Genomic DNA, 23,954 nt, shown 5'->3' on the forward strand with positions numbered 1-23,954 from the left:
ATCGGTAAAACGGGACGTCTTCATGCAGAACTTTCAAAAAATCTGAGTTTAGAAAATTCTACTTTTAAACGCGATCATTTGCTGGGGGGATTACCATCCGACCGCAGTTGCCGCGGCAAACCGCCTCAATGCCTTGAAAGTACTGGCACGCTTCAAGCAAGCGAGGGCGCTCGATATCGCCGCAGCACTTTTCCCTGAACGCGGATACAAGGCTGCTCTATCAGCAACACAGCGGACGCTTCGGCGACTGCGTACTGACAAACACGTGACGCGCTACTCGTCGGACTCGCGACGCATTTTCTATGCCCTCACCGCAAAAGGCGCGCGACTCGTGCGAGAAGCTGCGATTGATGGCACCGGGGATGGGTCTGCACAAGCAAGCGCAAGCAGGGCAAGCGAGAAAACTAATCCAGAGCATGCGCTTTGGTCCGCCTTCGCAGCGATAGCTTGTGAGACACGTGGACTGCGTGCTTGGACGGAGACTGAACTGAAGCCGCGCCTTTTAAAGAAGGTACGCGGTGAGAAAATGAGAAAGCTGACCTTTCCATGTACTTACAAGCAAGGTAAAACTGAAAAAGGGCTGATGCCTGACGCGTTGGCGGTGTCAGACAATTCGATTGAATTTGGCGCTGCATGGTTTGAGATTGACCGTTCTGCTCGCGGTTCTGCGCGGCTCCTCGACCTCAAAAAATTAGTCGAGTGCATTGGAACGGACATCAATGTAGGGGCAGGGGAGCGACGCACGTTGCGTAAGGTTGTTGTGCTGTGTAAGACAGTGGGTATTCTGCGACGAAACCGCTCTTTCCTCACCGGGAGTAGCAGCGCCGTGCCCCGGTTACGCCTGGAACACGACAGCAAGTCCCCATCGCTGATTGAGCGGGAAGGCACGCCAGGCATCTTTGACTACCACCTCGATGGTGTCTACGGACCGCGCGTTGTGGGGCAACTTCACTTGCAATTGCTGCCGACTCATCTCCCTAGCTACAGCTATTCGGACGGGGCGCCGCAGGGCTGGTTCGATGACGGCAGCTTACCGTATCGGGAACCTGACGCCGCATGGCCCGAACCGATTGGGTTGGAGCGATGGATTGCGCCACTTTGAATGCCGGTAGAGATGTCGACCACGCTGAAAGTTTGGGAATCTTGTTCGGTTGCTATACGTTGTGACGGACTAGCTGCCCGTCGCTTCCAAACTACTCGAGGACAATTTATGCAAGCGTACGCAAACGTCGGAACCGCCCCGACTCGTCATACAGCAAAAACATCAGGCAAAGCCTACTGGGAATTTCGCGCAAGTGAATCAGCCCGAGGCGAGGACAAAAATCCCACGTGGTACACGGTGCGCGTCTTCAAGGACGAAGACCCACAGCTAAAAAAAGGAGACTTTGTAGTGTTCACCGGAAAGCTCAAAAATGATATTTTCATGGGGCGCGACGGAAAGCCAATGGGCGTACTGACAGTGTTGGCGTTCAACCTGCAAAAGGTCGCCAAAGTCGGTAAGCGCGAGACCGTTGTCGATGCTCCCCGAGCGGTTGAAAGCACTGCGGTGGCAACTACAGCGTCCACGAAGGAGACGATAGAGAAACCACCGCTTGCAGCCCAGACTCCGGTAGCGGCATCGAGCAAAAGCCCCGCTCCACCTAAACCATTGTTTGGTGGTTTGGGTCAGTGGGGGCTGACTCAACAGACTGTACGATTCGGCATGTGATTTGAAGGCCTCGCTAGTGCGAGGCCTTTTTTGCAATGAAACTTCGGACGCCGACCGTACAAAGATGGCGCGCTAATCCTCGTACGTCGGTAAGCCATTGACGTCCATTCCCCGGGGCCGCAACGCCTACATGGGATTCGATGCACTAAATTTTTGTCGCGTTTGGAACGTAGGGAAATCCGTATGTCACCTAAATTCATGGGGCCCATGGCTTCTTCCTACCGCACAAGTCCAATCCAGTTTAACCAAGGTGCGCTTCGGAGAGCCCCCCAAGAAACGGCCTCAAACAAAAGGCGTTTTGGAACGTTTGGAACGTTTGGAACGTTTATTTCTTAGCTTTCCAACTTTTCCATAGTTAAGTTAATTAAAAAAGTTAGAGGAAGATGACGTTAAACGTTCCAGATGTTCCAAACGTTCCACCGACGCGCTATTGCTGCTTAAGAAAAGCCGCCACTGGCGGCTCATACGGTGTCGGTTCGGACTGTCAAAATGACAGGGTCATCGTCGCTTGTTTGGCTTCCTCCGTGAAAAAATCCGCCAGCATGGGCATTTGCCCTTTTACGACCAAGTCGCGATATCCACGATGGCGCCCGAAACCCTTGAATGTGGTGTTGAACGGCTCGAATTGTTTGCGGTTGGCCAGTCTTTTTCCAAGAGACCGCGCGGATGGAATAAAACGTAACTCTCCCCGAGCAGTGGCATAGGCCTGCCACGAAGACCAGAGCTCATCAACCGTGGCCAAGCCCCCCCTATGGTGTTCAGTGCAGTTCTCTAGCCAGTCTCCCAACAGGTCCATATCGGCCTTATATTCTTCCTTGGCAGTCTCCACCGCGTAGGGAACGCATAGGCCTTTAGCTTGATACTCGAGCGCCCCCTGCACCAGCCACGTCAGAATTCCATCGAGCTCGGCCTCCAATTTTTCGGCACGTCCCAAGTCTGCTGTACCACCTTCCTTCTGCTTGAAGGTCTGCAAAAACGGTACGGTCATGATGCGGCGCCAGATGGCATAGTCGTCGCCTTTGATGATGGGTCTGTGGTTGGTCGGCATGATTGGGACCCAGGTCGGGGTGACTTCAATTGTAGTCTTGCCATGCACACCACGAGCCGGCATCGGGTCGCCGCCGGTCATGCTCTTAACCAAATTTTCTTTTAGTTCGCTGTTCTCTGACGGTTCACCAATATACACAAACCTTGCGCCGCGCAGACGCAGCACGTCTTCTCGCGGGCCGCCGGCGTTGTTGCCACGCCCGTGACCGTCGTCGAGGAAAGTCGAAGCATCAGCCGTACGCGCGTAGCCCCCGAGTACCTTGCGGATAATGCCAAGGACGGTTGACTTTCCGTTCGAGCCGGAGCCAAATGGAATTACCAGCGCATCCTCCTTGGGGTTGCCCAAAAGTGTATAGCCCATCAAGCGTTTGAAGAACGCTGCCATTTCGCGTTCACCGCCAAATACGCCCAGCACGGTTTCCTCAAACAACGGACACTTCGCTGAAGGGGTGTAGCTAGCTAAGCATGTGGTCGTGATACGAGCCTCACGGTCAGGCGCAACCAGAGTACCCGTGCGTAGGTCAATCGCGCCGTTTAGTGTGCCCAAGAGATGCACATGTTTGTCCAGTTCGTAGGCCCGCACTCGAACTTTCCCGTCTGAACGGATGAGAAATTCCATGTTTTTGACCATAGAGGCTTTCTGGCTCTTGACGGCGAACGACAGAACTTCGCTACGCTCTTTGTCATCGATAGATGCCATTGCCTCGCTCGAGAGGCCACGCACTACATCTTTGCAGAGGGCGATTATCGTGGCATCAGTGGCCTGCCTCCAGCTGATGCCGGTCCATTGATACCAATTGCCTAGCTCCTCCACGTACATCAAGTCCTTGCCGTAGGCGCGGACCATACGCTCTGCATTGCCGAACTCTGTCAGCGGTAGCCGTACAAAAGTCTGCGCCTGTGGAGCTGCAGGGAGTGGTGGTGGGAAGCGCCAAGTGGATGCCTTCAGATGCAACTTTTGCAGCGGCGCGCTCTGCTACCGCTTCCAGTTCGGCCTTGCGCTCCATATAGCGAGCCAGCAACTCTCCAGAACACTCTCCACTGTTTGCGACGATGCGCGGTTCCATCTTGTCAAGGTCAGCCAGCGTGTTGACGAGGTCGAGTTCGAGGATGATTTTTTGTGAGGACATGATTGCCCCCTACTCTTGAACAATCAACGCTTGCTTCTCAGCGACGTCAGCCAGCGCGTCGAGTGCTTTATAGACGCTGCTAGTCGGACCCCAATTCCCAGACTTAACGCGTGCCAATGCTGCACCGGCATTCATGTTCCCGCTTCGAGAGCATTCGATTTGGGCATAAACCCGGCCGCCGACTACGAGATTGAGGCGATAGCTGTGGCTGATATGGCCGACTGTGATGTCGAACCCAGCGGCGCGAATGCGCTGGTATGGATTGACGGTTGGGGTGCGTTCGTGCATTTTTCGATTGACTCCGAGTGCCCAGCGAAGACCGCTGTACCTCGTATAGCCAACCAATTCATATTATTCTCCGAAAAACTGCACTACCCCAAAGTTGATGGCGCAGAATATCGCAGCCCATGGAAAATCAAAGACCTAGCATCGGTCGGCGATGTAAATATAGAAAATTTTTTCTTCGTTTTGAATAGAAGACTTACCTGACATCGAGCTCTGCCGACCGTTACCTTGTAAGATTGGTTGTCGATGGAAGAGCGCCGCGCGCGAAACGCCGTGATGTCGAAGCATCCACTAGACCGTGGACTCCACCATTACCACTGTCGAGTTTAATGGAGGCGCGTCCCACGTGGAGTCGGCTTGCTACGCCCGCACCTGTGGCGGGAAGGCACACTCGCAGACCCAGAGAAGCGGCTGCCCAAACCGCACAATTGCCTGCGATAATGAACATCTCAACTCAATGAGGGAAATTGCTTCATGGCAAAATTGTTCTTTTCTTACTGTCATGCCGACGAGGCATTGCGCGACCGCCTTGAAATACACCTGTCTCTGCTGAAGAACCAAAGCCTGATTTCCACTTGGCATGACCGGGGCATTGTTGCAGGCTCTAATGTGGATGCCGCCATTGACGAAAACTTGGAAAGTGCTGACGTCATCCTATTGCTCGTGAGCGCAGACTTTATAGCATCACGGTATTGTTATTCCATCGAAATGAAGCGTGCGCTTGAGCGACACGCTGACGGCACGGCACATGTCATTCCCGTCATTCTTGAACCATGTGATTGGCATACCGCGCCGTTCGGCAAGCTGCTCGCCGTTCCAAAAGACGGCAAGGCTGTCACCACATGGGCGAACCAAGCGGAGGCTTGGACTGACGTCGCGCGTCAGATTCGTAAAGTTATCGAGGACTTGGAGCGTGCTCGGGCAGAAACGCATTCCACGGGCGGCGGCACGCCGATGGGGTGGGGCATGCCGCAACCAGTTGCTAGTCCCAGCCAGCCAGCCTTTGCCAGTGCCAGTAGCGTGCAGCCTGGCTACGAGCGCGCTAGGTCAAGTAATCTTCGGCTTAAGAAGGAGTTCACGGACTATGACCGCGACAAATTCCTGCACGAAGCGTTCGACTACATGGCAAAATTTTTCGATGCATCCCTAGACGAGCTGGCTGCTCGCAACCAGGGCATCAAAGTGCGATTCCAGCGTCTAGATGCACAGCGCTTTTCCGCTGTAGCATACCGGGAAGGAAAGTCGGTTGCCGAGTGTTCGGTGCGTGTTGGTGGCCTTGGCGGACGGTCTCCCGCGTTATCCTTTTCTTACGATGCGAACGCATCCGCGAACACGTCGAATGAATTTTTATCTGTCGAGTCCGATACCCAGTCCATGTACTTCAAAGCGATGGGTATGCAGTTTCGAGGTGGGCAGCAGAATTCTGGCCTGTCAGAGCAGGGCGCCTCAGAGTACTTTTGGGGATTGTTCATTGACCGTTTGCAGCGATAAGCAAACGCATAGGCCCGAACTGACTGCGGCTCTCATTTTTCCTCTCACGCGATGTCCATCGCAGCTGCTCCGAGGCAAAGAACGAATATGAAAATCATTCGGGTTTTAATGGGACCTCTGCTCCTGGTTTCCATGGGGGCGACTGGGGGAAATCCGCAGTTTCAAGAAAATTTCAGGAGGTGCGTTGGCGGCTATATGGGGTGCGACCAGTCGTTGTTGACTGCAGCCCAACAGGAGCAGGTAAGCCGGCAGGTACTCCGAAGAAATTTTGTCGCTTGCGATGGCGGCTACTCCGGCTGCGTGCATTTTCTGCAGACGGATGCACAGAAGGAGCAAGTTCGAAAATCTGCGCTGTTGAGAAACTTCGTTAGGACTTAGTGACCACTCCCACCATCAAGCGGCTTCCGCAACGCCGACCGCGCTACCTTAATCCGTTTGAAGGACGAAAAAAGCCTATTCAGCTGAGCGGTCTGTTTCTGTTTGACCCGGAAGTCCCGATGCGCCTCCGAGGCCAGTCCCTGCGAACAAGCTTCATCGAGATGGGCGAAGAGTCGCTCTATAAAACACTAGAGCGCGCGGGCCGCATGGGCCGTGCCACAAAATCACTAAGAGACAGGCTCATCGCTTTGCTCCCGCCTACAACGGGAAAAGCCATGGCAGCTGCGTTCGACGCTCCTGATGCGTCAACGCATGCGTTCTCGCAAATGGGACCGTGGGAAGCCCACCTCTTAGGCGCGCTGAGTGACGAGAACGGTGACCCCACTGGTTGGCCAAAATCCGCACAGTTTCTTTATGAGGTGGAACACGCCAGTCGCACGGCTGCGACATTTTGCGACGAGGGGCAATTCCGAGCCGCCGGGGAATACCTCGCTAGCCACGCGCTTCTTCAGCGCTTTATGTCGCCAGAAGTGTTACACGGAATAGCTCAACTGCTCCATCCGAATGACCGTCTCGTGTTGCGAATTGTCGTCGCGCTGGAGGTATGGTTGAGCTTGCTCGCACTGTGGGATATTGAGGCGCGGCCGGGCGATGAGGACGACGCCGGCTCCTATATTAAACAGCTTCTGCCGCTGAACGCTGAGGCGGGCAAGAATAGCGTAGCGCACCTATTTGAATGGCTTCTTAAAAAAGCAAACTTGGCAACGCCTGCGGCGCTAATGGAGGACCCGCGACTTAGAGATTTCAGTGTTCAAGTAGGAACGATTGGCGCATGGAGCCGAGGGACAAACTTCCCCAGTGCCAGCTACGGAACCGCTATCGCTCGGGCTCTGCTTAGTGCCGAAGACGCCGCCACGTTCAAAATTCTCAGTGCCGCCGCACGCCAGCTCAACTTTCTGGGCTACGCTGCACAGTACATCGAAGAAGTCACGGGACGGTTGGAAGGAGCTGCAGTTGTAGAGGCCCTGCAGCTCGGCCTTGGCCTGCCGTTTGGCTACGACAGCATTGAAGCCTGGATGATGAACCGATACCCGGTCTGGCTTCAGTTCCATCGAGCTAACCTCGGTGTAGAGTCCCCACCGAGGGCATGGGGCGTGAGCCGGTGAACCGCCGCTGAGCGCGACGTGCGCTGGCTATCTACTCGTCGTCGTCCCCCTGATATCGGTCGTTGTTCGGGTTCAGTTGGTCCGAGCGGTTGTCTTGGCTATAATCGTAGCTATCGTTGTTTGGATTCATGCTGTCGCTGCGGTCGTCGTTTGCGGTTCTGCTCATTTGTTGCTCCAGGAGGTTGTCGTCGGTAACGTTGCCGACAAAGATGATTGTGCTGGAGCGAGCTCTGGATGTAACTATGACAGTTTGGAAAAAACATCCGTTGTGGCTTCAGTTTTCCAACTAATTTGGGCAGATGGCGGAAAGGCTATCGCCAACGCACTGGAATATGAAAAATTCGTAGTCACCAAAGGCTTTCGTGCGGATTCCTGTGCCCGACGCCATCGACCTCTGGCCATGGCGCCTTCACTAGGGGGCTAGCCAGTCCGCCATTAACGCCATTAGCTCCAGACTTCCCACTAGGTCCGCTGGCGCCGTTTTGCTCGCAGCAACCTCTTTCATCAAACGTCGAAGCGACCGAGCACGGTCTAGGTGCTTTCCCATTTGCTCGAACGAAAAATGGAAATAATCGACCGAAATCGTAGACCGATAACCCGCATCTGAAGCTTATTGGCAATCCACCGGGGTAGGCGAAGCCAACTTTGAGATGGCAAATAAACATTAGATAGGTGCCCGCGCCACTCGAACTTCTAGTCCTCGAGGTAAAATTGCGGACCGCAGACGTCGCCCTAATGCAAGCATCGGAGCTCGCTAGTAGACTGCTCCTCGTGATGCGATGGACCAGCTTGTCTATGGCGGGGCACGTTGAAATATTATCATGCTTTCCCTTGAGGTTGTTGTTCGCCGGCCCGCCTTACGGAGCCCTCATTGCGGCTGCAGGTTAGTTGCCAAGGTCGGTTGACGGCTATGGTGTCGCCAAGAGTCGGCGGCACGGCGATGCGGTACCCGCCCCAAAATAACTCAACGGCACATTTTATACATGTTGGCGTACATCTATTCACGATGTTTAGCGCCTACTCACCCGCAAGCCACTCATCTGTAATGCAAATATCGTCGAATGGTGGATATTGGTGATTTTTACTCGCGAGCAATATGGTATTGTTGTAGTGATACTTTAGTACCAACTCCATTGCGCTGCCTCAAGCGATTCAGTTAGACTGACGGGTTCTGAAAATTGATTTTAGGATGCTATGAAACGCGTCACAACCAGCGAACTATTGCCTCTGCATGACGCGGTATAACGCAGAAATCTACGTCGGCGCTCTGCTGCCGTTGGAAAGCCGACGAATTGCAAAACTGCTGCTGACCGAACCTGACCAGGGAGCGTGGACGCATGCAATCGAGACAGAAAACATCCTGCAAAAGAGGACTGCTGCCACCGCAGCTCGACAGGCCAGACTTCTACGTCGTCGACTGACCACGTTGGATGCTGAAGGCTGGGAGATGATTGCCGAACGAGAAAGCGAAGTGGTCATCCAGATGCTCATGGCTGCCGCCGTCAAGCATAGCCTGCTGTTAGGCGACTTTATGCTTCGCGTCTACGCGGACCGACAGCGACGACTTGAGCCGGCTTTGTCTCGGTCCGACTGGCAGGATTTCTTGGCCGAGTGCGAACATCACGATTCATCATTGGCAGGATGGCCTCAATCCACAAAGGACAAGATGCTTCAAGTCATCCTACGCATTTTGGCCGAGTCGAAGTATATCGATAGTTCAAAGTCGATGAAGTTGACCCCCCAATCCCTACACCCCGATGTGCGGCGCTACCTGAACGCACATGGTGAGTCCTATGTCCTTGAATGTCTGGAACGTGCAAGATGATTCTGAGCTTTGACGAACGCCTGAACCAAATCCTGCCACGTGTGACATCGCGTGATTTCTTGGACAGCAAGGGCCTGGGTAATGAAATCGGGTTCTGGATTTTCGACTACCCTCCCGACCGCGAGCTGGAGCTGCGCAGCTTCCTGTATGGCACCGTCTTGCCTGCGTTGACAAAAAAAGTGCCAGCCCTGCGTGCCGACACCATTGATTTGCTTCAACTGGTGACCGGGCTACTGGAGGAGCGCAAGTTGCTCGATAAAACTATCGACATGCAGCTTCGGAGTGGCGACGAAAGTACCTTGGCGGCGCTGCGCTCGGTACTCAAGGAAGACAAGATTGCTCAACGACTAGCATCCAAACACGATATTCCAAATCTCGACCTGTTGATTTTGACCGGTGTAGGTTCAGTGTACCCCATGCTCCGCACTCATACCTTGCTGTCTGCGCTGCATCCAATAATGGGTAACACCCCCCTATTGATGTTCTTCCCTGGCCGTTACGATGGCCATTCACTGCGCCTGTTCAACACATTGGCTGAGGACCACTACTACCGCGCCTTCCGACTAGTCCCAGAAATCATATAGCTTCCCGCTCAGCAAGCCAAATAATTTAAGCAGCCCGCCGGTACACTCCTGCAAATAATGAAGCCAAAATAATATGAAAATCAGCCAGCTTTTTCTTAAGCCAATCGACCGTCCCATCAATGGCGTAATCAAAGCCGACCAGATGGATGCAGCAAGCGTTTGGCAAGAGTTAGAGGAATACGTCGTCACCAAGCAGATTAGCGAATACCTGCGCAAGTTCTTTGACGCTTACTTGGCGGCCATCGACCGCCCGCATGATGCCGCCATTACGGACCGTATGGGTGTATGGGTGTCCGGATTCTTTGGCTCCGGCAAGTCGCACTTCATCAAGATATTGTCCTATTTGCTGGAAAACATTGAGGCCTACAACCCCAACATTGGGGAGAAGCGCAACGCTGCCCAGTTCTTTGACCATCAAAAAATCAAAGATGCCATGCTGCATGCTGACATTCAGCGAGCAGTGCAGGGCACGGCGGACGTCATCCTGTTTAATATCGATGCCAAAGCCAACAAATCCGACCCTGACGCCATCTTGCAGGTCTTCTTGCGCGTGTTCAATGAGAAGGTGGGCTTGTCTGGTGACTCTCCGCACATCGCGGACATGGAACGTCATCTCATCGCCAAGGGAGCGTTCGAGACCTTCAAGACAGCTTTCGCTGCCTCCAACGGCGGTGCTTGGGAACAAGAGAGCGACGCGGTCGCCTTTTACCGCGACGACATCGTGACCGCGCTCGCTCAAGCCTTAAAGATGACGCCTGAATCAGCTGGCAAGTGGTTCGACAATGCGAGGGACGACTATCGCATCACCCTCGAAGGGTTTGCCAAGGTCGTCAACGATTACCTGAATACTCGGCCCTCCAGCCACAAGGTTATCTTCTTGGTCGATGAGGTGGGGCAGTTTATCGGTGCAAGCTCGCCGCTGATGCTAAACCTGCAGACTATCACCGAGCAATTGGGAGCCCAGTGCAAGGGCCGCGCATGGGTCATCGTCACCAGCCAGGAAGATATCGACGCCGCTATCGGCGAAGACAACAAGTCCAAAGGCCAGGACTTCTCCAAGATTCAAGCCCGCTTCCATACCCGTTTGTCGCTGGCCAGCAGCAACACGGACGAAGTAATCGGCGAGCGCCTGTTGTCCAAGACGGAGGCCGCCCACGTTGCACTGCGCGATGCATTCGCGAGCAAGAGCGACGTCATTAACAATCAGCTCGGGTTCTCGGGCAACTCCGTGACCTTGCGTGGTTACAAGGACGCCGCTGAATTTGTCACTTACTATCCGTTTGCGCCATATCAATTCACGCTGCTGCAAAAGATTTTCGAATCCATCCGCAAGGTGGGCGCCACCGGCAAGCACTTGTCTCGCGGCGAGCGTTCGCTGCTCGATGCCTTCCAGTCCGCGGCTGTGCGCAATGCCAACCACGGCATCGACGTATTGATTCCTCTGTACGATTTCTATCCCGCCATCGAGAGCTTCATTGACGGCGTCGCCAAGCGCTCGATAGACCAGGCGCCGGACAATCCCGGCTTGCAGCCCTATGACAGTTTGCTGCTGAAGGCGATGTTCCTGATTCGCTACATCCCCGACATCGTCAAACCGACCATCGACAACCTGGCCACATTGTGCATCGACCAGATTGATGCGGACAAGCTCGCGCTCAAGCGCAAGATTCAGGAGAGTCTGGCGCGGCTGGAGCGAGAGCGCTTGGTCAGCCGCAACGGTGACCTGTGGTTCTTCCTGACCAACGAAGAGCGTGATGTCGCCCGCGAAATCGGTCATGTCGAGGTCTCAGCTGCGGAAAAGTCCCGCGAACTTGCGAAACTAATTTTTGAGGATATTTTCAAGGACCAAAGCAAGGTGCGCCACCGGGACACCAAGGCCGACTACGAATTCAACCGCCTGCTTGACGGTGCACCCTGGCGCCAGGCCAGCCACGCACTGAGCTTCGAAGTACTCACCCCGCTCGGTGATGAATACGAGCGGCTCCAGCCGGCCCGCTGCATTCTGCGCAGCAGCGAAGGCAATGGCCGCGCCTTGGTGCGCCTGCCGGAAGGCGAGCGCCTGGATATCGAATTGGCGCTATACCTGCAAATCGAAAAATACATCATCAGCCCTAAAGCCGACCAAGCTTCGCCGTCGCTCAAGCGTATCCTGGCCGACCGTAAGGATGAGAACCGTGAACGCCGTATGCGCTTGGTGCATCAGCTTGCCGAACTCATCGCAGCAGGTGATTTTTACGCGCTGGGCCAGCCCGTGCAAATCAAGACCACCAGCCCGGACAAAGTGCTCGATGAGCTGCTCAATTACCTCATCACCAACACCTATAGTAAGCTGCCGTACCTCAAGGTGCGCCAGGTTGACCCAATCGCCGAAATCAAAGCCGTGCTCAACGCGGACGACCTGGGGCAGCAATCGTTGGGCCTGGACGGTGAAGCCGGCAATGCGCTTGCCATCAAGGAAATGCGCGACTATCTGCAACTTGCCGCTAGCCAGAGCCGGGTGCTGCTGTCAGACGTGGTGGACCGCTTTGCCGGCATCCCTTGGGGGTGGAAGCCAGAGTGGGAAACAGTGCTGCTCATCGCACGCCTGTTCATGTCCGGCGAAATTAAGCTCATGCTCGAAGGTTCCGACCTGGAACCCGCATCCGCCGCCGACCCGCTCACTAAATCCGTCCGCTTCAAGCAGGTATCCATTCTTAAGCGCAAGACGGCTGATGCCACCGCAATCAAACGCGCGCGTGAGTTGTATAAGGAGCTGTTCCAGAAAATGGGACGCGAGGAAGAAGACAGCCTGGTTGCCGACTTCCGTGCCCGCCTAACGGATTGGCAAGCCGAGCTCAAAAGTTACGCTCATACCGCCGCGGCACCGCACCACCCTGGCAAGTCCGACATTGATGCCGCGCTCACTCGAATCGCTCAGCAACTTGCTACGCGCGACAGCTTTGCCTTTATCGAAGCCCTGTTGACGGCCAAGAACGAATGGCTGGATGCGGGGGACGATATTCACGACCTGGTCAACTTCTACAAGACCCAGATTACTGCTTGGCGCAAGCTGCTGGATGGGCTTAGCACGTTCGAAAGCAATCGTGAAGCATTGAATAAAGTGCCTCAAGCCGCAACAGCCCTGGCTGACTTGGCCCACATCCGTGACAACGCCAAGCCTTATGGTCAGGTTAACCGCATTGAGCCACTCCTGGGCACCGTCACCGCCATCAATGAACAACTGGCGCAAGAAAAACGCGAAAGAGCTTTGCTTTCCATCGACGGCAAGCTAGCCGAGGTTGAAGCGAAGCTTGCGGTAGTGGCATCCACGTCTGACGTCAGCAACAAAGCCCTGCGCCCGCTGCAAGATTTGAAAGCTCGTATTGCCAGCCAGACCAGCATTGCGCAGATTATGCTTCTGCAAGCGGCGGGAGGCGATGCAATGGACGACGCTATCAATGCCATTGAAGCGGCCGCGGCCAAACGCCCTGACCATGTTGCGATGCCCGGCGATACCACCAAGCCACTGCAGACCGGCCAGCCCAATTTGCCGGTGTCTACGGTCAAGACCACTCGCGTTATCCGTGCAGCCGAACTGTCCAGCAAAACTTATTTGGAAACCGAAGCCGACGTGGACGCTTATCTAAGCAAGCTGAAAGACGCACTGCTGACTGCAGTGCGCGCCGGTCAAATAGCGCGAATTCAATAACGCGTTCGATAGACCGCTTTAGCGCTCATTCAACCTATCCAATGGCTGCCCTCGTGCCAAGCACGGGGCAGCTGAGAAACCTCATCTGACTCATGAACAAAGCCAAACTCAAGTCTTACGCCCCGCAAGCCCGAAAAGACTTCATTGCCGCCGTTACTGCTCGCGCCAATTTGCTCGGCTTGTCAGAAAGGGCGGGCAAGCTTGACGTGGCTACCAGCCAACCGCAGGGCGACACAACCGTGATTGCAGGCCAAGCTTGGCCGATTAAAGTACACAGCCAGCGTCAACAACTCATCATCCGCATTCAAAAAGATGGCTTTGCCCAGACGATGGAAGCTGTGGCTTACACTTGGTTCAATCGGTTTGCGGCGCTGCGCTACATGGAGTTGCACGATTACTTGGGGCACGGACACCGGGCGCTTTCGAGCCTTGATGGAACGCTGCCGGACATCCTGACGCACGCCACTGACCTGGCCCAGAATAGCGCAGATAACGGCGGATTGCCGGGGTTGAAACCCGCACTGGTCGCCGAGATGAAACTTGCCGGAAACCGCGACGGAGAGCTGTACCGCCTGCTGCTCGTTGCCCAGTGTAACGCGCTCAGTGACGTAATGCCGTTCCTGTTCGAGCGCATCGACGACGAAACTGAGTTGCTGCTACCTGACAACCTCCTGCGCACAGATTCTGTAATTGCCAAGCTCGTCTCCAGCATTGAAGAGGACGACTGGAAGGAGGTCGAAATAATCGGCTGGCTATACCAGTTTTACATCAACGAGAAAAAAGACGAGGTCATGGGTAAAGTGGTCCGAAGCGAAGACATTCCCGCTGCCACTCAGCTCTTCACCCCCAACTGGATAGTGCAATACCTGGTGCAGAACAGCATTGGCCGTTTATGGCTAATGGCCAACCCTGTAAGCATGTTGAAGGCTCAATGGCCCTATTATGTTGAGCCAGCTAGACAGACCCTCGAAGCGCAAGTCCAGCTCGATAGCATAATTCATCACCGCATGGATGCCGACGGCGGTAGCTTGAACCCTGAAACTATAGTCTTACTTGACCCAGCGTGCGGCTCTGGTCACATTCTTGTAGAGGCCTATGGGGTACTCAAGTCTATCTATCTGGAACGTGGCTACCAACCTCGTGCCATACCTCGTCTCATTCTGGAAAAGAACCTCTATGGCTTAGATATCGACGACCGTGCCACTCAACTGGCCGGTTTTGGACTACTTATGAAGGCTCGCGCCGACGACCGGCGGCTTTTTGATGCACCAGTTAGGTTAAATGTCTTAACTCTGCAAGAGAGTAACGGCCTAAATCTGGATGAGCTTTCCACGCATCTTGAACCTTTCGGTTTAACTCGCTCGATGCTGGCATGTTTATTGGATGTATTTGCAGAAGCAAAGACCTTTGGCGCGTTAATTCAGATTCCCGCAATTTTGAGTTCACAGCTGGTTAGTTTTTGGGAGAAATTGGACTTCGCCATTCGCATTGGTGATATGTACGCTCAAGCTGCGGCTGAGGACCTACAACCGTTGGTAGCTCAGGCTCGGCTAATGAACATGAATTTTGATGCCGTTGTGGCAAATCCTCCCTACATGGGTAGTAAGGGGATGAATGCCAGACTCAAGGAATATGCTAAAAAAACCTATCCTGATACTAAATCAGATTTGTTTTCAATGTTCATAGAGCGTGGATTTAGTTGGTGTAAACCGAGCGGATTTAATAGCATGATTACGATGCAAGCTTGGATGTTTTTATCATCGTTTGCGAAGATGAGAAAAAAAATTCTTGACGATAGGGTAATATCGACACTTATTCAAATTGGGTATAACAGTTTTCCAGAAATTAACTCTAAAATAGCACAAGCGTGCGCATTTTGTATTATGCGGGACTCTATTCCAGGTGCATTTGGACGTTATATCAATCTAAATTTGGCATCTCAGGCTGCGGATAAAAATATTGTATTTTTGGAGAGGGATGAATCTTTAGTTCATGACGTTCAGCAAGAGGAATTTAGTCGAATTCCAGGGAGCCCGATTGCGTACTGGGCGAGCGAAAAAGTTAGATTATCTTTTGATGGCAATGGAAATTTTGAAGAGCATTTCAATATAAAAGCTGGCATATGTACCGGGAAAAATGAGAAATTTATATTGTTTTGGCATGAGGTGGATGTTGGACTAATTAAATCTGATTCGAGCTCGGATTATCAGTATGTGCCTCATGATAAAGGTGGGGATTTTAGGAAGTGGGTAGGGAATATCGATTGGGTGCTCAAATATTCGCCGGCACATATTGAGGCGATGTTGCAGTATGATGGTTTTCGTCATGATGGGAAGGAATACTACTTCAAGCCTCATGTTGGGTGGTCAAAAATTACATCATCTGCTCCTAGTTTTAGGATGTATCCTGCTGGATTTTCGTTTGATTCCGCTGGATTGGCTATGTTCGAAAAGGATTCGAATGCAGACAGTCGCTTGGCAATCGGGTTTCTGAATTCCAGAGCAGCTGCGTATATTTTAAATCTTTTGAATCCGACTTTGAATTTGACTCCGGAGATTATCAAGCAAATGCCACGCATCTCTGTGGATGGATTTGATTTTAATAAAATTGACGAAATGTGTCACATTTCCCTTTTGGATTGGAATGATTTCGAAACAACTCGAGGATTCAGTGCGTTGCCGATATGCATGGGCGATAGAAAGGGATTGCGAGGAGCTTGGGAAGAAGTATCACGAAAAGCCTCAGAAAGAATTGATAGGATGAAACATTTGGAGGAGGAGAATAACCGTTTCTTTATTCAAGCCTATGGCTTGGAATGTGAACTCTCCCCAGAGGTTTTCGAATCGCAAATCACCTTAGCCCGCGCGGTTCGCGAAAAGGACGCCCAACGGCTGATGTCGTACGTTGTTGGTTGCATGATGGGGCGCTACAGCCTAGATTCCTCTGGACTGATTTACGCCAGGGCTGGTAACGTCGGATTTGACGCTAGTCGGTATGCTAAATTCCCCGCCGATACGGACGGCATCGTGCCCCTGACCGACGAACTCTGGTTTGAAGATGATGCCGCCGGCCGTATCCGAGAATTCCTGCTCGCCGTCTGGGGAGCTGATACTCTCGCTGAGAACATGGCTTGGTTAGCGGAAAGCCTGGGCACCAAGGTGGCCGAAACCGCAGATGAGACCATTCGTCGTTACCTGGCCGAAAAGTTTTACAAGGACCACCTGCAAGTTTACAAGAAACGCCCCATCTACTGGCTCTTCTCCAGTGGTAAACAAGGAGCATTCCAGGCGCTTGTCTATCTGCATCGGTATCACGAGGGCACACTGGCCCGGATGCGCGCTGAATACGTCGTTCCCCTGACTGGGAAAATCCAGTCACGCATCGATATGTTGGAAAAGGACGCGGCCGTCGCTGCCAGCACCGCCGTCCGAAACAAGTTGAACAAAGAAGTTGAGAAACTTAAGAAGAAACACGTTGAGCTGCTGGCGTACGACGAACAGTTGCGCCATTACGCAGACATGCGCATTACGTTAAACCTGGATGACGGAGTCAAAGTCAACTATGGCAGGTTCGGGGATTTGCTAACTGAGGTGAAGGCTGTTACAGGTGATGCAAGTGATGAGTAACACGCCGCATTCCCAAGATACTCAAGAAGGCACCTCCCAATGAGCCAACAACGCCTGTTTGATAGTTTGACCACCTTGTTCGCCACCTACCCGGTGGTGTTCTGGCACGACGTGGAGGCCGAGTTTGGTTCTGCCGTCGATGGCCTGCAGCTCGTTGGTGTGCAGTTGGTGCGCCTGGATGACAGCTCTGCGCTACGAGTGAAGCTCGACATTGAGCGTGCACCGGAGCAGCGCTGGCTGATTTACAGCATCAAGCCGGAGCCTGAGCCGACCAAGGATTGGCTGCTGGATGTGCGAATGCGCAGCAAGTCGTTCCGAGCGGACACCACTTCCATATTGCTGGAGGATTTGGGCCTGAGCACGCTAGGACTGCGTGGTCACTTGAAGGAGCGTGCCAAGTTCCTCCGCGCCAAGGACCGCGTGGACCGTCTCAAACGCTTGGTGCTGCCGGGCGATGACGCGTCGGACCTGGACCGCAAGATGCTGGCGGTCCTGACCCGCGCCGACCAACCCGAGTTGTTTGCCATGTTGCAGCGTCTGTACAGCGCTGTGGTGGTGGAAGGTGTGGCTGACTTGTCGGCACAGCCCAAAGCCTGGCAGGACATTGCCGCCAACGATTTGACTCCCGCTTTCTGGGAGTTGGTACAAGTCCAACTGGGCTATACCGATGTCAATCCGAGTCTACGCGACTTGTTGTTGCGCATTCTGGTCACGGATTTCTGCCGAAGCCTACAGGGCGATGCACCTCGTCAGTTGGCCCATTTTGTGTTGCCTGACCGCAGCCTGGCTTCAAATGCATCAGTTTTTGTCGGCCGCTGGCGTTCTGACATTGCACAGTTCGCCAATTACGACGCATTGGCGCAAGCCGTGGCAAACGAGCTGGACCTTGTGAATTTGTTGTCGGGCCAGTCGGCCGAGCAATTGGTTGAGTGCATGACGTTTGAAGATGTCGAATTGCGGGTGGTGCAAGACCTCAAGAAGCGTATCGTCGCCGGCGCCGGTGCCAATATGGACGTCGTGCGCACGCTGATGGCGCGCCGCCGCGACGGGCACTGGGCTAACTCGCTGCTGGCCAGCGCTAACGAGCGCACCCGCGCCTTAGCCGCATGTTACGACGCATTGACCGCTGCCGCTGACTTCTTTAGCTTGAAGGCGGCCCACGCGTCGGGCTTCAGTTTTGTCGATGCGGGCACTGCATTTGCGCAATATCGCGATGAGCTGTTCCGCTTTGACCTGTTGTACCGGCACTTCCATACGGCGGCCGACGCGGTCGAGCCCATGGGCTGGGCCGTGCTGCACGAGCTGCGCGAGACGATTGAAGGCGTGTACTCAGGCTGGTTCATCCCGCACTTGAGCGCCGCATGGTCAAAAGTAATAGAAGGGCCGCGAGGTTTGCTAAATCACTGGAAGCTGCCTGAGGTAACGCCACAACAGGCGTTCTATGAGCGCAAGGTGCTGCCGCTGTTTGACGGCGGAGTTAAACGGGTGTTTGTTGTGATTTCCGACGCGTTCCGGTATGAGGTGGCTCAGGAGCTGGTGCAGCACACCAACAGCAAGAGTCGCTTCAAGGCGTCGTTGGACGGTATGCTGGGGGTGTTGCCCAGCTATACAGCGCTGGGCATGGCCGCGCTGCTGCCGCACAAGACGCTGGCCTACAAAGACAGTGCTAACCTCGACGTGCTGGCCGATGGGCATGTCGTGGCCACGCTGGAACAGCGCAGTGAGCAAATACAGCGCTTTGGTGGCTTGGCTGTTAAGGCCGAAGACCTGATGGGACTGGGTAAGGAGAAGGGGCGGGAACTGGTGCGCGACCAGCGGCTTGTTTACGTCTACCACGACCGTATCGACATGACTGGCGACAAGCAGGCGTCCGAGACCAAGACCTTTGAGGCGGCCGCGCAAACGGTGCAGGAGCTCTCTAACTTGCTGGGTTTCATCATCCATAGTCTCAATGGCTCCACCGTCTTGGTTACCGCCGACCACGGATTTATGTATCAGGAGTCGGCGCTCGATGAATCGGACAAGTCCACGCTGGACGACAAGCCCGCAGGAACATTGAAAGCCAAAAAACGCTACCTGATTGGCCATGACTTGGGAGCAACGCCCAAAGCATGGTTTGGTAATACGGCGGTGACGGCCGGCACCACTCAGGAAGGCAGTCTGGATTTTTGGTTGCCCAAGGGAGCCAGCAGGTTCCATTTTGCCGGCGGGGCACGCTTCGTCCATGGCAGCGCCATGCCGCAGGAAATTGTAGTGCCGGTCATCACCGTGCGGGTCAGCGAGGCGGAAAATGCCAAGACCAAATACGTCAGCGTTAGCCTGCTGGGCGCCGTGAATAAGGTGGTGACAAACACGCAGCGCTTCGAGTTTATCCAGACCGATGCGGTGTCGGAGCGAGTGTTGGCCCGTTCTGTAGTGGTCTCGCTGCGCGATGGCTCTGATAACGACAAACCCATCAGCAACGTGCAGTCCATCACTTTTGACAGCACATCACAGCTGCTTGATGAGCGGAAACGCTCGGTTTTGTTGACTGTGCTGGCCGGTGCGCATGACCCGCACAAGCACTTTGATTTGTTGGTGCGTGATGCGGTGAGCAACGTGGAGGTGCTGCGCTTGCCGGTCAAGGTAGACTTAGCCTTTGGTAACGACTTCTGAACATTGAAATGATGCAAATACCGACACCCGCAGCAATATCCGCTCATGAACTGCCGGATACTAGCCTGGATACGTTGCTCAACACCCACTTTGCTGGAAAGGTCGTGCGCAAGGACCTGACTAAGCTGATTAAGGAGGGGGCGAACGTGCCGGTGTACGTGCTGGAGTACCTGCTCGGCATGTATTGCGCGAGCAATGATGAAGCCGTCATCCAGAACGGCCTAGTCAACGTCAAGCGCATCCTCACGGAAAACTACGTGCGCGCTGACGAGGCGGAGAAGGTCAAATCCAAGGTGCGCGAGAGCGGCACATACAAGGTCATCGACAAGGTCACCGTTAAGCTCAATGAAAAGCGGGACGTGTACGAGGCGTTGCTGTCCAACCTGGGCGTGAAAAATGCCGAGATTTCCAGCAGCTATGTGCGTCAGTTCGAAAAATTGCTGGTGGGTGGCATTTGGTGCATCGTCACACTGAAATACTTCTATGAAGAGGACCAGAAAGGGTCACCTTTTACAGTGACGGAGCTCAAGCCCATCCAGATGCCGAATATGGACATGGCGGCCCTGTTCGAGGCGCGCAAGTCGTTTACGGATGAGCAGTGGATTGACGCCTTGATTCGCTCGACCGGCATGGAACCCAGCCACTTCAAGGAGCGCGTGAAATGGCACCTGCTGGCGCGTATGGTGCCGCTGGTGGAGAACAACTACAACTTTTGCGAACTCGGCCCGCGGGGCACTGGGAAAAGCCATATTTATAAGGAAATCAGCCCGAACAGTATTCTGGTATCGGGCGGACAAACCACCGTGGCCAATTTGTTCTACAACATGAGCGCTCGGAAGGTGGGTTTGGTCGGCCTGTGGGACGTGGTGGCATTTGATGAAGTAGCCGGCATCAACTTCAAAGACCACGACGGCGTGCAAATCATGAAGGACTACATGGCGTCAGGCTCGTTCAGCCGGGGCCGGGAGTCCGTCAATGCCAGCGCCGCGATGGTATTTGTGGGAAACATCAACCAGAGCGTGGAGTCGCTGGTCAAGACCTCGCACCTGTTGGCGCCATTCCCCGAAGCGATGATTGACTCAGCATTTTTTGACCGCTTCCATGCCTATGTGCCTGGATGGGAAATCCCAAAGATGCGGCCGGAGTTTTTCACGAACCAGTATGGGCTGATTGTCGATTACTTGGCTGAGTACCTGCGCGAGATGCGCAAGCAAAGCTTCGCCGACGCCGTCGACAAGTGGTTCAAGCTAGGGAACAACCTGAACCAGCGCGACACCATCGCGGTACGCCGCACGACGTCAGGCTTACTCAAGCTGATATGTCCTGACGGCGGGTACACCAAGGACTCGGTGCGCAAGTGTTTGGAATACGCGCTAGAGGCGCGGCGTCGCATCAAGGAGCAGCTCAAGAAGATTGGTGGCATGGAGTTTTACGACGTCCATTTCAGCTACATCGACTTGGAAGATGGCGTTGAGCGCTTCGTGACTGTGCCAGAACAATCGGGCGGAGCGCTGGTCCCTGAAGGGCGCTTGAACCCCGGCACCTTGCACACCATCAGCATGGGCTCATCCGAGATGCCCGGCATCTACCGACTGGAGATTCAATCTATCCCCGGCACGGGCAAAGCGAACGTATCAGGAGTGGCGCCACGTGAGGCGGTAAGGGTGGCGTTCGACTATTTCAAAGCCAACTCATCCCGCGTCAGCGCGTCCATCAAGCCGGGCGAGCGTGACTTTCACACCCATCTAGTTGAGTTGCAGAACAGCGGCGCACCGCAGGCGCTCACCCTAGCCAGCTTCATCGCCTTGTGCTCTGCGGCGCTGGGCAAGCCAGTGCAGTCGCAGCTGGCCGTTATGGGTGATATGAGCCTGGGCGGCACCATCGTGCAAGTGCGAAACCTGGCTGAGTGCATGCAGGTGGCGTTTGATGCCGGTGCCAAACGCATTCTGCTGCCGATGTCGAGCGTTACCGACATAGCGACCGTGCCAGGGGAGTTGTTTGCCAAGTTTCAAACAAGCTTCTACTCTGACCCGGTGGATGCGGTGTTCAAGGCACTTGGCGTGGAGTAATCGGGTATCCGATTTGCAAAAGTACAGAGACGGGGTTCGACAATGAGTGAAATGGATTTTTCCGGCACTACAGAAATTAGTGATGAGGGCATTAAGAAGCACTTTAAGAGCTTAGAACCTTGGGAAGCATTGTTTGAACTGGCCTGGAATGGACTAGATGCGCGCGCAGGAACGGTCAGCGTTGATGTAGTCGAAAATGAAATTGGCGGTGTTGAACGGGTCGTCGTGCTTGATGACGGCGACGGGATTGACATCGAGAACGTTAAAGATAACTTCGGGAAATTCAACGACTCCGCTAAGAAGGAAGACGCGGCCCAGCATGGACTTCATGGCCGAGGACGACTCGCGTTTCATAGACTTTGCCATTCCGCTACTTGGCATACCAGGTCGAAGAACGGAGACGCAGAAATCCATGTCTCCGGTTCAAACATCAAGAAGTACAACGGCAAACGAATTGAACGAAACGCGCAGCACTCACGCCTTAGCAAGGTGGAGACTGGCACATGCGTGGAGCTTCACAATTTTCACGAGAATCTCCCTTTGCCAGCCAAGTTACAGCAGGTATTTTCGACTGAATTCGGGTGGTTTTTGGCGCTCAATCCCCAGCGGCACGTGCTGTTAAATGGAACGTCTGTCCACGTCCCCTCGCATGAGACTGTTCGTCGCGAGATAGAAGTCGGAAAATTTGTTTTCGATGTTACGACCATTCGCTGGGACGAACGGCCGAGCTCGGAAAAATCCTATATCTATCTGCTGGACTCGGATGGGACAACGCGTCACAAACAGTTGAGCAGTTTTAATCTCAAGGCCAATTTTTTCACGAGTATCTATGTGAAATCTGCCTGGGCAGATGGATTTGAAAGTGAGGGAAAGTCACTTTTTTCCGAAGGCAATACCACTACGGATTCAGACGAGTGGCGGAAGCTTACCAAGGGCGTGAACGAACTTGTGCAGGAAGTGTACGACGAATTTTTGCGCAAGTATGTGAACGCGGAGATTTCTAAGTACGTCGACGAGGGCATTTTCCCGTCATATACGGGGATGGAAGCCTCGTATGCTGAATGGCGTACAGAGAACGCCAAGAGTCTTGTTCGTATGATTTACATGGCCGACCCTACAGTGATGAACTCGCTGAACAAGAAGCAGAAGAAAATCATAGTGCGATTGTTGGACAGGATTGCCGTCTCCAACGAGAACGATGCATTGTTTGAAATACTTAATGGCGTTCTCGATTTGGACGATTTATCTGTTCGCCGATTGTCCAACCAGCTGAAGTACACCCAGCTCGAAAATATCATCAGCACAATTGAAGTGTTGCAACAACGTCAGACGGCTGTGCACAAGCTTCGGGAGTTGATGAATTCCCACTACCAAAGTGTGCTTGAAACGCCGGACCTGCAGCAGATTATCGAGAACAATACGTGGCTTTTCGGTAGCCGATACGAGACCATTGGTGCTGAAGAGGACACGTTTACCCGAATCGCGAAGAATCTGAGAGATACGGTACCAACAATAAATGCCGTCGACTCCGACGATGTAGAAGAAGCCGCGACATTGCCTGGTGCGACTAAGCAAACTGACCTATTTTTGGCGCGGAAGATACCGACGTTTGATTCCTTTGGAAAGCAAATCTATCGCTGCATAGTGGTGGAAATCAAGAGGCCAGGAATCTCTCTGAACCTGAAACATTTGCAGCAGCTCGATGGCTACGCGAACATCATCAAAAAGCATCCGGAATTCAGCAGCGAGCACATGCACTTCGAGCTCATCCTTTTGGGCAGGAAAATTTCCGGTGCCGATATGGAAATCGCAAGCCGCATGCGAGGTCAGATTGCCAAAGGCGAAATGGGGTTGGTTAGCGATGACGAAAGAATGAAACGATACGTCCTCAATTGGTACACGCTGCTGGATGGTTTCGAGCTTTCAAACGGGCATATTTTGCAGCAATTGAAGCTTCGTAGAGATGACCTTAGCGCTCTGACGAAGGATGAATTGGTTGCTGACTTACAAACCAGTTAAGCGTCCAACGCTCAATGTCCAATGGGCGTTGGAATCGAGATGCGGTAGGACTGACCAAGAGCGGCTGTTCGGCTGAACGCGATGTTGCCCGCGTCGGATGGTAATCCTCCCATTTTTAGAGCGCGCTAAAAGTAGAGGTTAAGCGGCCAAGGCAAGCTTCTGTTTTGGGGTGATGCCACCAAGTGCCCTGTTCGGCCGGTCGTGATTGTAAGTCCATAGCCATCGGGTTGCAAAATCTTGTATCTCATCGAGCGTGTCGAACAAGTGATGGGCCAGCCAATCG

General features: G+C 53.8%; 17 protein-coding genes. 12 read left to right on the plus strand and 5 right to left on the minus strand.

The window, feature by feature from the left end:
- The 3 genes from BMX85_RS30830 to BMX85_RS30700 all read left to right on the plus strand — a co-directional run.
- Positions 1-198, plus strand: a 198-nt coding sequence (locus BMX85_RS30830) for a hypothetical protein (RefSeq protein ID WP_218147420.1), incomplete at its 5' end; no start/stop codon positions are given.
- Complete coding sequence (locus BMX85_RS29435) at positions 134-1,102, plus strand: replication-relaxation family protein (protein ID WP_177196911.1); 969 nt, start codon at positions 134-136, stop codon at positions 1,100-1,102. The genes BMX85_RS30830 and BMX85_RS29435, both read left to right, overlap by 65 nt.
- A 108-nt stretch (positions 1,103-1,210) precedes the next feature.
- Complete coding sequence (locus tag BMX85_RS30700) at positions 1,211-1,708, plus strand: hypothetical protein (protein WP_177196912.1); 498 nt, start codon at positions 1,211-1,213, stop codon at positions 1,706-1,708.
- Between the two features lie 484 nt (positions 1,709-2,192).
- On the opposite strand, the gene BMX85_RS29445 is transcribed toward BMX85_RS30700, so the two are convergent.
- From BMX85_RS29445 to BMX85_RS30335, 3 genes are read right to left on the minus strand one after another with little or no spacing between them, the layout of a single operon-like run.
- A complete protein-coding gene (locus tag BMX85_RS29445; RefSeq protein WP_090328285.1) occupies positions 2,193-3,602 on the minus strand; it encodes a DNA primase family protein in 1,410 nt (469 codons plus the stop codon).
- Positions 3,511-3,885, minus strand: coding sequence for a hypothetical protein (locus BMX85_RS30705; protein ID WP_177196914.1), 375 nt, complete (start codon positions 3,883-3,885; stop codon positions 3,511-3,513). The genes BMX85_RS29445 and BMX85_RS30705 overlap by 92 nt, the downstream gene beginning before the upstream one ends.
- Before the next feature lie 9 nt (positions 3,886-3,894).
- The gene (locus tag BMX85_RS30335) at positions 3,895-4,173 is read right to left on the minus strand and encodes a hypothetical protein (protein WP_143068112.1); all 279 of its coding nucleotides are present in this window, start codon (positions 4,171-4,173) and stop codon (positions 3,895-3,897) included.
- A 471-nt stretch (positions 4,174-4,644) separates the two neighbouring features.
- On the opposite strand from BMX85_RS30335, the gene BMX85_RS29455 reads away from it, so the two are divergent.
- Together BMX85_RS29455 and BMX85_RS29460 are read left to right on the plus strand one after the other, a co-directional pair.
- Positions 4,645-5,661 carry a toll/interleukin-1 receptor domain-containing protein gene (locus tag BMX85_RS29455; RefSeq protein ID WP_090328291.1) on the plus strand — a complete coding sequence of 339 codons (1,017 nt, stop codon included), beginning with the start codon at positions 4,645-4,647 and terminating at the stop codon, positions 5,659-5,661.
- Positions 5,662-6,038: 377 nt separating this feature from the next.
- Positions 6,039-7,205, plus strand: coding sequence for a hypothetical protein (locus BMX85_RS29460; protein WP_143068113.1), 1,167 nt, complete (start codon positions 6,039-6,041; stop codon positions 7,203-7,205).
- Between the two features lie 31 nt (positions 7,206-7,236).
- On the opposite strand, the gene BMX85_RS31400 is transcribed toward BMX85_RS29460, so the two are convergent.
- Positions 7,237-7,371 (minus strand): hypothetical protein, encoded by a 135-nt coding sequence (locus BMX85_RS31400; protein ID WP_255372406.1) that lies wholly within the window; start codon positions 7,369-7,371, stop codon positions 7,237-7,239.
- Between the two features lie 1,065 nt (positions 7,372-8,436).
- Here BMX85_RS31400 and BMX85_RS29465 point away from each other — a divergent pair.
- The 7 genes from BMX85_RS29465 to BMX85_RS29495 all read left to right on the plus strand — a co-directional run bounded on the left by BMX85_RS29465 (position 8,437) and on the right by BMX85_RS29495 (position 23,671).
- Positions 8,437-9,030 (plus strand): DUF1819 family protein, encoded by a 594-nt coding sequence (locus BMX85_RS29465; RefSeq protein WP_090328296.1) that lies wholly within the window; start codon positions 8,437-8,439, stop codon positions 9,028-9,030.
- Positions 9,027-9,614 (plus strand): DUF1788 domain-containing protein, encoded by a 588-nt coding sequence (locus BMX85_RS29470; RefSeq protein ID WP_090328299.1) that lies wholly within the window; start codon positions 9,027-9,029, stop codon positions 9,612-9,614. Before BMX85_RS29465 ends, BMX85_RS29470 begins: the two co-directional genes overlap by 4 nt.
- Positions 9,615-9,687: 73 nt before the next feature.
- Positions 9,688-13,302, plus strand: a complete 3,615-nt coding sequence (gene brxC, locus BMX85_RS29475) for a BREX system P-loop protein BrxC (RefSeq protein ID WP_090328302.1) — start codon at positions 9,688-9,690, stop codon at positions 13,300-13,302.
- Between the two features lie 92 nt (positions 13,303-13,394).
- On the plus strand, positions 13,395-16,928 hold the full coding sequence (gene pglX, locus BMX85_RS29480) for a BREX-1 system adenine-specific DNA-methyltransferase PglX (protein ID WP_090328305.1): 3,534 nt from the start codon (positions 13,395-13,397) through the stop codon (positions 16,926-16,928).
- Between the two features lie 39 nt (positions 16,929-16,967).
- On the plus strand, positions 16,968-19,583 hold the full coding sequence (gene pglZ / locus BMX85_RS29485; RefSeq protein ID WP_090328307.1) for a BREX-1 system phosphatase PglZ type A: 2,616 nt from the start codon (positions 16,968-16,970) through the stop codon (positions 19,581-19,583).
- An 8-nt stretch (positions 19,584-19,591) separates the two neighbouring features.
- Entirely contained in the window at positions 19,592-21,652 is a 2,061-nt protein-coding gene (brxL, locus tag BMX85_RS29490; RefSeq protein WP_090328310.1) for a protease Lon-related BREX system protein BrxL, read from the plus strand.
- 42 nt (positions 21,653-21,694) lie between these two features.
- Complete coding sequence (locus tag BMX85_RS29495) at positions 21,695-23,671, plus strand: ATP-binding protein (RefSeq protein WP_090328313.1); 1,977 nt, start codon at positions 21,695-21,697, stop codon at positions 23,669-23,671.
- Between the two features lie 138 nt (positions 23,672-23,809).
- Here BMX85_RS29495 and BMX85_RS29500 read toward each other — a convergent pair.
- On the minus strand, positions 23,810-23,954 hold a 145-nt coding region (locus BMX85_RS29500; protein WP_143068114.1), incomplete at its 5' end, for an integrase core domain-containing protein.

The sequence above is a fragment of the Duganella sp. CF517 genome (genome assembly GCF_900110275.1).
In the GTDB taxonomy this organism is placed as follows: Bacteria; Pseudomonadota; Gammaproteobacteria; order Burkholderiales; family Burkholderiaceae_D; genus Rugamonas.

Excerpts from the sequence above, each read along its gene's own strand:
- BMX85_RS30700 (WP_177196912.1), top strand. The coding sequence starts at position 1,211 with ATGCAAGCGTACGCAAACGTCGGAACCGCCCCGACTCGTCATACAGCA.
- BMX85_RS29445 (WP_090328285.1), bottom strand. The coding sequence starts at position 3,602 with ATGGTCCGCGCCTACGGCAAGGACTTGATGTACGTGGAGGAGCTAGGC.
- BMX85_RS30705 (WP_177196914.1), bottom strand. The coding sequence starts at position 3,885 with ATGTCCTCACAAAAAATCATCCTCGAACTCGACCTCGTCAACACGCTG.
- BMX85_RS30335 (WP_143068112.1), bottom strand. The coding sequence starts at position 4,173 with ATGCACGAACGCACCCCAACCGTCAATCCATACCAGCGCATTCGCGCC.
- BMX85_RS29455 (WP_090328291.1), top strand. The coding sequence starts at position 4,645 with ATGGCAAAATTGTTCTTTTCTTACTGTCATGCCGACGAGGCATTGCGC.
- BMX85_RS31400 (WP_255372406.1), bottom strand. The coding sequence starts at position 7,371 with ATGAGCAGAACCGCAAACGACGACCGCAGCGACAGCATGAATCCAAAC.
- BMX85_RS29465 (WP_090328296.1), top strand. The coding sequence starts at position 8,437 with ATGACGCGGTATAACGCAGAAATCTACGTCGGCGCTCTGCTGCCGTTG.
- BMX85_RS29470 (WP_090328299.1), top strand. The coding sequence starts at position 9,027 with ATGATTCTGAGCTTTGACGAACGCCTGAACCAAATCCTGCCACGTGTG.
- brxC (WP_090328302.1), top strand. The coding sequence starts at position 9,688 with ATGAAAATCAGCCAGCTTTTTCTTAAGCCAATCGACCGTCCCATCAAT.
- pglX (WP_090328305.1), top strand. The coding sequence starts at position 13,395 with ATGAACAAAGCCAAACTCAAGTCTTACGCCCCGCAAGCCCGAAAAGAC.
- pglZ (WP_090328307.1), top strand. The coding sequence starts at position 16,968 with ATGAGCCAACAACGCCTGTTTGATAGTTTGACCACCTTGTTCGCCACC.
- brxL (WP_090328310.1), top strand. The coding sequence starts at position 19,592 with ATGATGCAAATACCGACACCCGCAGCAATATCCGCTCATGAACTGCCG.
- BMX85_RS29495 (WP_090328313.1), top strand. The coding sequence starts at position 21,695 with ATGAGTGAAATGGATTTTTCCGGCACTACAGAAATTAGTGATGAGGGC.